The 10,621-nt window shown below is 31.0% G+C and carries 10 protein-coding genes and 1 CRISPR repeat array (1 of these 11 only partly in view); all 10 genes read right to left on the bottom strand.

The annotated features are described in order from the left end of the window. Positions 1-48: 48 nt before the first annotated feature. A complete protein-coding gene (locus CCUN_RS01875) occupies positions 49-498 on the bottom strand; it encodes a hypothetical protein (protein ID WP_035175750.1) in 450 nt (149 codons plus the stop codon). Positions 499-500: 2 nt separating this feature from the next. Further along, complete coding sequence (locus CCUN_RS01870) at positions 501-764, bottom strand: DUF2018 family protein (protein WP_027305567.1); 264 nt, start codon at positions 762-764, stop codon at positions 501-503. A gap of 116 nt (positions 765-880) precedes the next feature. Then, the gene (locus CCUN_RS09710) at positions 881-1,048 is read right to left on the bottom strand and encodes a hypothetical protein (RefSeq protein ID WP_157258332.1); all 168 of its coding nucleotides are present in this window, start codon (positions 1,046-1,048) and stop codon (positions 881-883) included. Then, a complete protein-coding gene (locus CCUN_RS01865) occupies positions 1,045-1,788 on the bottom strand; it encodes a hypothetical protein (protein WP_027305566.1) in 744 nt (247 codons plus the stop codon). The genes CCUN_RS09710 and CCUN_RS01865 overlap by 4 nt, the downstream gene beginning before the upstream one ends. 42 nt (positions 1,789-1,830) lie before the next feature. Then, complete coding sequence (locus CCUN_RS01860) at positions 1,831-2,592, bottom strand: 3'(2'),5'-bisphosphate nucleotidase CysQ (RefSeq protein ID WP_027305565.1); 762 nt, start codon at positions 2,590-2,592, stop codon at positions 1,831-1,833. Then, on the bottom strand, positions 2,589-3,854 hold the full coding sequence (locus tag CCUN_RS01855; RefSeq protein ID WP_027305564.1) for a citrate synthase: 1,266 nt from the start codon (positions 3,852-3,854) through the stop codon (positions 2,589-2,591). The genes CCUN_RS01860 and CCUN_RS01855 overlap by 4 nt, the downstream gene beginning before the upstream one ends. A 124-nt stretch (positions 3,855-3,978) precedes the next feature. After that, the gene (locus CCUN_RS01850) at positions 3,979-5,172 is read right to left on the bottom strand and encodes a cation:proton antiporter (protein WP_027305563.1); all 1,194 of its coding nucleotides are present in this window, start codon (positions 5,170-5,172) and stop codon (positions 3,979-3,981) included. Continuing rightward, a complete protein-coding gene (locus tag CCUN_RS01845; protein WP_027305562.1) occupies positions 5,153-5,989 on the bottom strand; it encodes a biotin synthase in 837 nt (278 codons plus the stop codon). Before CCUN_RS01845 ends, CCUN_RS01850 begins: the two co-directional genes overlap by 20 nt. An 11-nt stretch (positions 5,990-6,000) precedes the next feature. Then, positions 6,001-6,804 carry a DUF1796 family putative cysteine peptidase gene (locus CCUN_RS01840; protein ID WP_084483675.1) on the bottom strand — a complete coding sequence of 268 codons (804 nt, stop codon included), beginning with the start codon at positions 6,802-6,804 and terminating at the stop codon, positions 6,001-6,003. Further along, positions 6,804-8,888, bottom strand: a complete 2,085-nt coding sequence (topA, locus tag CCUN_RS01835) for a type I DNA topoisomerase (protein ID WP_027305561.1) — start codon at positions 8,886-8,888, stop codon at positions 6,804-6,806. The genes CCUN_RS01840 and topA overlap by 1 nt, the downstream gene beginning before the upstream one ends. A gap of 395 nt (positions 8,889-9,283) precedes the next feature. Beyond that, a CRISPR array of direct repeats spans positions 9,284-10,621; the repeat unit is 36 nt; unit sequence GTTTTAGTCCCTTTTTAATTTTTTTTATGATACAAT (it continues 614 nt past the right edge of the window).

Below are 10,621 nucleotides of genomic sequence, written 5' to 3'. Positions count from 1 at the left end.
TCTGTCCTTAGAAATTTTTGTCATATTTTAATCATTTTTTACTTTAATTTAGTTTGTGTTTAAATTTTGTGTGTTAGCATTTTGTTTTCTTGGGTCAATAAATTTCACTTCAAGACGGGATTCTTCATCTTCAATATAAATTGTAAAAACTGCTTCGCCCTTTTTAAAATCGCTAAATTCAAAAATCAGTCTCGCTCTATCGACATTAGGTTTAGTATAATCAGGGATTAAAGTTTGAGTTGCCCAATTTAAATTCCTACGCAAAGAAAGCACAAATTGTCTGGGAAATTTCCTAAATTTAGAATGCACGATAATTTTATTTGTATCAAACAAGGTCCAATAAAAATCAAAATTTTGGACATCTTCATAGCCTAATTCTTTGATTTGCACACTTGCTCTTTCGTCTTTTTTAAGCGTAAATTTATAGGTGTATTTAAAATGAGGCGTAGAAGAAAAAAGAGTGGAGACAAAAAACAAAAAGGCAAAAATTCTAAGCACTTTTAGCCTTCATGTCCTAAAATTTTTGCTCCAAGTTCTATAAAAATATCATTCTTTCTTTGCTCGATAAATTCGAAATTTTCAAGGATAAAATTTTTCATATTTTTTTCGTTTAAACCTTGTTTTTCCAAAAGTTCAACCATAGCAATGTATTCTGCAAAGAAATTTTCAAAAACATTTTCTAAAGCACCTAAATTTCCATTTTGGATAATTTCTATAAATTTCTCCTTTGGGCTTTTATTCAGCATTTCATCAAAAAAATCCATCGCATTTTCCTATAATTTAAATGGTTTTAATTATAGAATTTTAAAGGTTAAAAGAGAATTAACCCCGATTAATTTCATTCAATAAAATTTCTTAAAAAGGATAAAACAAAGGATTTTTAGAGTCCATAAAAAAAGCCTTTAAATAATTTTCTAAGCAATCCATAGTTTTGATTTTCTACGAAATAGGGGCTTTCAATCTGTTTAATCGGAGGCTTTTTGATTTGTGGTTTAAAAGAAGCTAAATTGTTTTTTATCTCATAAACAAAGGGCACATAAAGAGTCATTCTACTTTTAATTTTGCACCCTCTTTATTGACAACTTCAGCTAACATTGTCGGCATTTGTGAGAGTAAATTTTCGTAATTATCCTTTGGATTTTCTGAATCAAGTCTTAATCTTAAATTGATATTTTTTGCAAGCACGATTTTATTTGTGCTTGTGGATATGATTTTAACATTGATTTTAGCATAGGCATTTTTGAGGCTTGTAAAGAAAAAATCTGTGATATTGATATAAAAATCATCCAAGCTGATAGCGATTAAAAAATCTGTAAATTGCGTGTTAATTTTATCCTTATTTTTTTCTTGTCTTAGGAATTTTGACAGCTCAACAAGTTTAAATTTTTTATTAGGATGAGAAAAATTAAGCATTCTCTCTGCTTGATAAATTTTATTTGCCGCAGCATTAATCAATCTTAAATTTAAATCTTTAATCAATCTTTGACTGAATTGTTCTGAAAAATCTTTGGCTCTGATGTGAAAATTATCCAAAGCATAGCCGAAATTTTCTCTAAATCCTATAAGAATTCCAAAATCAACTTGTTTGTCTTTGTTTGATTTTTTTAAAGCGGAGCTGTCAAAAAGGGCTTTTTGCTCATCAAGTTTTTGGTTATGAATTCCTTGTCCTAAATCAATGATTTTAAATTCATCTTCATTTTGATCGATTTTAATAATCTTTTTTTGTGAAAAATCATTTGCTTGAGCATTAAGAAAAAAAGCCAAAAAAAGCACTAAAAAAATTTTCATCATCTTCCTTTTAATCTAAAGCCTAAATTATACTCAAATTTTTTATAAAAAAGCTTTTAAAAAACTTTTTTCAGACACTGCTAAAAAAAATGAAGTCCTATGATTTTTTTGATTATAGTTTAAGAATTTTGCGTTAAAATCACCCATAAAACCACCATTTTGATTGATTAAAAAATCCCCCGCAGCTATATCCCAAATGCTTAAATTTTCAGCTCTTCTATACACTCCGGCTTTTCCCTCCAAAAGGGCAGTGAATTTAAGTCCGGAGCTTATATTAAGAGCTTTAAGTTTATGCTTGTTTGCAAATTCTGCATCTGTAGCACTTAGATGATTGACACTCAATAGGGCTGTGAATTGATTCTCCTTAAACAATGACTCATCTTTTTCTAAAATTTTATAATTTTTATAGACTTTAGTGTCTTTGTGAGCGTAGAAAATATCGTCATTTGTAGGATTTTTAATCAAGCTTAGTATGGGACGTTGTTTGTGTATGAGAGCAATCATTATGCAAAATTCGTCCCTTTGTTTTAAAAAACTGCTTGTGCCATCAAGGGGGTCAATAAGCCAAAAATATTCTAAATTTTTTCTTTTTTCAAAGGGTAAAATTTTTTCTTCTGAAAAAATCTCAATATCTGTTTTTGCAAGGTTTTGAGTAAGAATTTCATTTGAAATTAAATCCGCAGAACTTACAGGGGAATTGTCTTCTTTTTGCCAAATTTTTAAATTTTGTCTTTCGTTTAAAATTGCTACAGAAGCTGCATTTGCAGCCTCTATAGCTAAATCAAGATAAGAATTTAAATTCATTTTTGAGTTTCACCAAGATAGAGTTGTCTTGGGCGGACAATTTTTAAAGCTCCTTGTTCTTTTTGCTCAATCCATTGTGCAATCCAGCCCGGAGTTCTGCCGATGACAAAAATGGCTGCAAACATTTCATTTGGAATTCCTAAAGCTTTGAGTATAAGACCACTATGAAAATCCACATTTGGATAAAGATTTCTTTGAATGAAATAATCATCATTTAAAGCAATTTCTTCTATCCTTGAAGCAATTTTAATAAGATTTGTATCAATTCCTAACTCATCGATGAGCTGATCTCTTAATTTTTTAAGCACCTTTGCCCTTGGGTCAAAATTTTTATAGACTCTATGTCCAAAGCCCATAAGACGGAAAGGATCGTTTTTATCTTTAGCTTTTTTGATGAATTCATCGACTCTATCAACACTTCCTATTCTTTCTAGCATTCTTATAACACCCTCATTAGCCCCGCCATGAGCATGCCCCCAAAGTGCTCCGATTCCTGATGAAATGCACGCATAAGGGTGAGCTTGAGTTGAGCCTACTGCTCTCACAGTTGCGGTTGAAGCATTTTGTTCATGGTCTGCATGGAGCATAAACACGGTATCAAGTGCTTTCACCTCTATAGGTCTAAGTCTTACATGATCATAAGGATAAGTTCTTAACATATATAAGAAATTTTCTGTAAAACCTCTATCTAAATTAGGATATGCCATAGGAAAACCATTTTTATAGCGGTATGCAGTTGCAACAAGGGTTGGAATTTTAGCCACAATGCGAGCCGCCATTTCCATATATTCTTCTTTAATATCCATGTTTAAATGATCAGGATAAAAGGCTGAAAGAGAAGCGACTGAAGCTTGTAAGATAGCCATAGGGTGAGCATTGTCCGGAAAAGCATCAAAAAGCTTGTGCATACCTTGATGAATATAAGAGCGTTTTTTAAGTTCATACCTAAAATCATCTAATCTTTGCTCACTTGGAAGGTCTTTATAGAGCAGAAGATGAATGACATCTAAGAATAATTTATTTTCTGCGAGCCATTCAATCGGATAGCCTCTGTGTGTTAAAATTCCTTTATCTCCATCGATATAGGTGATTTGAGATTTACAAGTTGCGGTTGAAGTTAAACCTTCATCATAAGAGAACATTCCTGTTTGTTTGTAAAAACTTGACATATCCACAACGCTTGGTCCCACACTTGCATCATAGATAGGAAATTCATAGCTTTTACCATTTCTATTGTCCGTTAGAGTCACAGAATTTGACATTTTTTCTCCTTTAATATTTTATTCATTTATATTTTAACCAAAAAGAGATTTAAAATATTTTATTTGGCTGACAATATATTAAAAAGCTTAAAATTTTGAGTAAAATTGTAATTTTATTGAATTTTCATTGTGAATTTATTAAATTTTGTTTGTAATTTGAAATGAATTTAATCAAACTCATAATTAAAATGGCTTCAAACAAAGCTGTTAAAATCAAAGCAGAATAAATATCCTCTGTGATGATTTTTGCCGAATGAGACAAAGAAGCTATGGCGATGAGTAAGGTTAAGGGCATAGAATGGCTTAGAGCAAATAAAATTGTATTTTTAAAGCCTATCTTTGAAGTAAAGACCAAAGCACAAAAGACCCTTAAAATAATCATTACAAACATAATAAACAAAGAGAGTAAGAGAATGCGGTATTCTAAAATGATTTTTAAATCAAAAGTTGAACCTATATAAATGAAAAAAACAGGGATTAAAAAACCATAACCAAAATGTGAAATTTTATGCTCTAAATCCTTTTTGTGATTGAAAAAAGTTGCGATAAAAGAACCCGCGATAAAAGAACCCAAAACGATTTCTAATTTTGTAACAATCATCGCAACAATGATTAAAATAAAAATTGCAACGCAAAATCTTATATCTTTTTCATTTTTGTCCTCGTGAGGTATTAAGATGATTTTAAGCTGTGGATACCACCAAAAAAGCACTCCAAGAATTTTAAAACCTAAAACACAAAGTCCTAAAAAAATGCTCAAATACAAAATGCTCTTTCCCGCTTCAATCAAACTCAAATCCTCGTGTAAAAAAGCTCCGGTGATGGTTAAAAGAACGATAGAAACAACTTCTGCAAGAGTGGCAACAAGCATAGAGGTATTGAGCCAATAGCATTCTTTACCAAAATCTTTAAAAAGCACAGAAAGCAATCCTACACTCATTACAGGAATGATTAAAATAAAAACATAATCAAGATTTAAAGCCCATACTAAAAGCGAAGAGCTTAAATAAAGCATGATAATATAAAACAAACTCTTTTGAAAAAGCTTTTTATCCATATTGAAAAAAGTTTGTAAATTCACCTCCATACCTGCAATAAACATAAGATAATAAAAGCCCACATCGGCTAAAATTTTAAAATTCTCACTCTCGCCAATAAAGCCAAAATATCCTATAACCGCACCAAGCATAATCTCTGTTGCAGAGATGGGCAAACGCAAAAATTTAGCGATATAAGGGGATAAAAGCAAACAAGCTGCAATCACAATGAGAATTTTTAAATCAATTAAATTTTGATAACTAATGACATTCGGATGCAAAGCTAAATCCCATACTTCTAAGCTTTTCTATATCTTTACTCGGCTCTTCTCCTTTGGTGGTAAGATAATCACCCACAACAATGGCTTCAGCTCCAGCCTCGAAAACTTCGTATTGTCTTTCGCCTAAAACCCATTCTCTACCTCCAGCAATCATAATACGCGTATCGCTCAAAGCTTTTTTGCTCTCTCTTATGATGCTTAAAGCTTCATCGGCATTAAGTTTTGGGACTTTTAGCCTTAAATTTTCATTTGAAATAAAAAAATTAATCGGTGATGAAAAAGGTTTAAGCTCTTGCAAAGATTTTCTAAAACTCACTCTATCCTCTTCACTCTCACCCATACCATAAATTCCACCACAACAAAGCATAAGCCCGGCTTCTTTAGCATTTAAATTTGTTTCAAAGCGACTTTGCCAAGTATGAGTTGTGCAAATTTGCGGAAAAAATTCTTTAGAAGTTTCAAGATTGTGATTGTAAGAAAAAACTCCTGCTTTTTTAAGCTCCTTCAATTGCTCCACACTCGCCAAACCATTGCAAGCAATAAGCAATAAATCAGGCTCTTCTTTTTTAACCTCATACACAGCCTTGCAAACATATTCGAGTTTGTCATCATCAAGTCCAGCTCCTGCTGTAACCAAGCAAAAACCTAAGGCTTGATTTTTTCTTGCGAGTTTAGCTTCAAAAACAATTTGTTTTATATCTTTTCTTTTGTATTTTGGAATTTGAGTTTTTACAAAAGAACTTTGAGTGCAGTATTGACAATCCTCACTGCAACCTCCACTTGCGATATTGCTAATAGCACATAACATAATCTCCATTTTTACTCCATTCAGTGCGTTTCGTTAATGTCGTTTTTATAACTTTTTGTAAAAAAAGCTATCCTCTTCTTGCAAGAGCGTAAAAAGCGGATTCTAAAATCATTTAAGGCGTTTTTAAATTTAATTTTTCGAGACATTTGTATGCTCTTCATAAGTTTATCCCAAAACAATGCATTGCCTCTTAAAGTATCACCATTTTCTTCGTTGAGAAAATACTCAAATATGATTTTATTTTGTGCGATTTGAGTCTTTTGCATGGTGATTTCATCAGCTTTTAAATTTTTATCATTAGAGATACAAATCAATATAATCCCCCCCCCCTTTTTTTTTGCTTCACTCATAAAATCAAGGGAGCAAAACTTTTCTAAAAATGATGTTAATTCTTCTAAATTTGCCACTCCAGTAAAAATTAAAATAATGTTTTGAGAATTTGAAAGCTTATGCTTCATAATTTCCCATCTTTTAAATGTCTGTTCGCGGATTCTTTGGACTTGAATCTCTAAACTTTCATTAGGAAAGAAATGATGCAAACTCACCATTCCCGTTTGATTGTCCTTAACGATGAGCTTTTTTCTTGCCTTTGAAGTCTCAATTTCCCCCTCCAGTGAGCAATCTGTAAAAAAATTCTTAAAACCGCTTTTAAAAAGCTCATACGCACTCTCTAAATTCGTATGCAACATCCAATCAAGCGGACTTGTCCATAATCTTAAATGGTGTTTTCTTAAATAATGGGCAACGCGACAATTTGAACCCAAACTCAAAACAACATCGGCTTTAATTTTCTCCAAAGGAAGTGTTTGTAAATTATACTTCATTAAGCTCTCCTTTTCGTTTTACATTTTAAGCATTCCAAAAAAGTGCCTTTTTTAAGCTCTTTTATGACTAAATTTTCCCCGCAATGTTCGCAAAGCTCTTTGCTTGGTTTGTATTTAGAGATAAAATCGCATTTTGGATAAGACCCGCAACCATAAAATTTCCCTCTTTTGCTAAATCTTTCTACAAGTTCTGCATTTTTACATTTTGGACAAGTTACGCCTATGCCATTTTTTTTAGGTGCGGTTTGAGAATTTTCTTCTTTTGGCTTTAAATTTCTAGAATATTTACATTTTGGAAAATTTAAACAAGCTATAAATTCCCCATATCTTCCTTTGCGAATCGCAAGCTCTCCCCCACAATCAGGACAAGCTTCTCCTAGTTTGGTAAAGGTTTTTTGGCTTTTAATTTTTGTTTTTCCCTCTTCAATTTTTCTCATAAAAGGATAATAAAAATCACACAAAACTTTTTGCCAATCCGCTTTATCTTCAGCAATTAAATCCAAAGTATCCTCTAATTTTGCACTAAATTCACTCTCTACAATATCGCTAAAATTTTTTTCTAAAAGTTCAGTAACATTAAAAGCCACTTCCGTAGGAATGAGTTGTTTGTTATCAATACGAACATAATCCCTGCTTGTAAGGATAGAAATGGTCGGAGCATAAGTCGAAGGACGCCCTATACCAAGACTTTCAAGTTTTTTAACAAGTCCAGCTTCAGAATATCGTGCAGGTGGTTCAGTCAAATGAGAACTAAGCTCTAAATTTTGAATTTTTAAGGCTTGAGAAATTTTTAAATCAGGTAAAATTCTATCTTTATCTTTATCTCCATAAATTTTATAATACCCATCAAAGAGTATTTTGCGTCCGCTGATTTTAAATACAGCCCTATTATTTGCGACAAAAACATTTTGAATTTGTGACACAGCTTCTTTCATTTGACATGCTAAAAAGCGGTTATAAATCAAAGTATAGAGTTTTAACTCATCTTTACCTAAAAATTGTGTTGCAATCTGCGGGGTAAAGTCTAAATTTGTAGGACGAATCGCTTCATGAGCCTCTTGCGCTCCTTTAGCTTTGCTTGTATAAATTTTTTCTTTTTGTGGCAAGTAATTTGCACCAAAATTCTCTTTGATAAAAGTTCTTGCGGATTTCAAAGCCTCTTTAGCAAGATTAAGACTATCAGTTCTCATATAGGTAATAACGCCCATTGTGCCTTGATGTGTATTCACACCCTCATAGAGTTTTTGAGCAATCATCATAGTTTTTTTAGGACTAAAACCAAGCTGATTGCTCGCACTTTGTTGTAAGGTTGAAGTCATAAATGGCGGAGGCGGGGCAATTTTGCGTTCTTTACTTTCAATTTCTTTAATGACAAATTCTCCTTTTTTGCATTCTTCAAAAACAAGCTTTGCTCTGTCTTTATTTGTAAGAGTGAGTCTTTCGATTTTAGCCTTATCAAATGCGACGAGTTCAGCATCCAAATCTTTTTCAAAAATCATATCTACACTAAAATATTCAAGCGGAACAAAGGCTTTGATTTCTTTTTCTCTATCAACTATGATTTTAAGAGCAGCAGATTGCACCCTTCCTGCACTCAATCCCCTTTGAATTTTTTGTCCTAAAAGAGGGCTAAGTTTATAGCCTACTATTCTATCAAGCAATCTTCTTGCTTGTTGAGCATCAACTGAACTCATATTGAGTTTTCTTGGCTTTTTAAGCGCATCTTCAATCGCACTTTTAGTGACTTCGTGAAAAACTATTCTGGGTAAGGAATTTTCATCTTTACCTAAGGCTTTAGCAATATGATATGCTATGGCTTCACCCTCTCTATCTTCATCAGTAGCTAAGAAAATTTGCGAAGCGTCTTTAGCCTTGGATTTTAACTCCTTAACTAAGGCACTATGATCCGAACTTATTTTGTATTCTGGTATAAATTTTTCATCTTCTATTTTGATACCAAAGCTTGTTTTAGGCAAATCTCTAATATGTCCCTTAGAAGCAATCACCTCATAATCTTTGCCTAAAAAATTTGCTATGGTCTTCGCCTTTGCTGGAGATTCTACTATGATTAAATTCTTTTTCATTTTCCACCCTATTTAAAGAAAAATTGAATTTTTATATTTTAATGATTTTGAAAATTTAACAAATTTTTTTTAAATTTTTGCATTATCTTTGTAAAAAAATTAAAATTTTAGAATTGATTGCGATTTAAATTAACATTTTAAATGAAATTTTGTATTTTTTCAATGATTTTATATTTTTTCATATTTACATTATATCTCTATCTTAATTGAAATTGCATTTCTATGCTATAAAGCATTTGTTTTAATATCTTTTATCTTTTGTAGATATTGAAAAATGTATTTCTATTTATATTTTAAAATTTGCAGCTTACTTCCTCATTACAACTTTTTTTAAATTAAATCACTTTTAAATTTTTATGATACAATATATTTTGATGTAAGCCCATGCAGGATAAGTTTTAGTCCCTTTTTAATTTTTTTTATGATACAATAGAACAAAAATAACGAGCTTGAACCTCAGAGTTTTAGTCCCTTTTTAATTTTTTTTATGATACAATTAGTAAGGTTAATTGGATTGGAGAATTACTGTTTTAGTCCCTTTTTAATTTTTTTTATGATACAATCAAAATAAGTCGAACAAGCAACCATTGAAAGTTTTAGTCCCTTTTTAATTTTTTTTATGATACAATTTCCAAATCATATTATAAGCCATCGCAGGGGTTTTAGTCCCTTTTTAATTTTTTTTATGATACAATGGTAAGGCTTCTTACAGAGCATTATAAACGGTTTTAGTCCCTTTTTAATTTTTTTTATGATACAATAAATTATAGTCATTAAGCAACTCGTAAAGAGTTTTAGTCCCTTTTTAATTTTTTTTATGATACAATACAAGAAGCTAACGCAACAGATAGAGAATTGTTTTAGTCCCTTTTTAATTTTTTTTATGATACAATTCAGTAGCGGGTGAAAATGAACCTTGCGAAGTTTTAGTCCCTTTTTAATTTTTTTTATGATACAATGACCCCATTTAGCTTTATTTTCTTGGTAGCGTTTTAGTCCCTTTTTAATTTTTTTTATGATACAATCCATCTGAATTTCCTACCCATTTACAAGATGTTTTAGTCCCTTTTTAATTTTTTTTATGATACAATCAATTGAAAATTTGAAAGCGATTGACCCAATGTTTTAGTCCCTTTTTAATTTTTTTTATGATACAATCCCATAGTCTCATTATAAGCGTCATAAGATGTTTTAGTCCCTTTTTAATTTTTTTTATGATACAATTAATGTTTTAATATTATAATAAGGGATTAAGTTTTAGTCCCTTTTTAATTTTTTTTATGATACAATCAAACTGCAGTCAATGTAACTCAAGCTGATGTTTTAGTCCCTTTTTAATTTTTTTTATGATACAATAATTAAATCGGGCTGGTGTAACACTAAATCGTTTTAGTCCCTTTTTAATTTTTTTTATGATACAATTTCCAAATCATATTATAAGCCATCGCAGGGGTTTTAGTCCCTTTTTAATTTTTTTTATGATACAATGGTAAGGCTTCTTACAGAGCATTATAAACGGTTTTAGTCCCTTTTTAATTTTTTTTATGATACAATAAATTATAGTCATTAAGCAACTCGTAAAGAGTTTTAGTCCCTTTTTAATTTTTTTTATGATACAATACAAGAAGCTAACGCAACAGATAGAGAATTGTTTTAGTCCCTTTTTAATTTTTTTTATGATACAATCAATTGAAAATTTGAAAGCGATTGACCCAATGTTTTAGTCCCTTTTT

It is taken from the genome of Campylobacter cuniculorum DSM 23162 = LMG 24588, from assembly GCF_002104335.1.
Lineage (GTDB): Bacteria > Campylobacterota > Campylobacteria > Campylobacterales > Campylobacteraceae > Campylobacter_D > Campylobacter_D cuniculorum.
The sequence above is the reverse complement of the archived record's forward strand: the minus strand, read 5'-3'. Positions and strand labels throughout refer to the sequence as shown.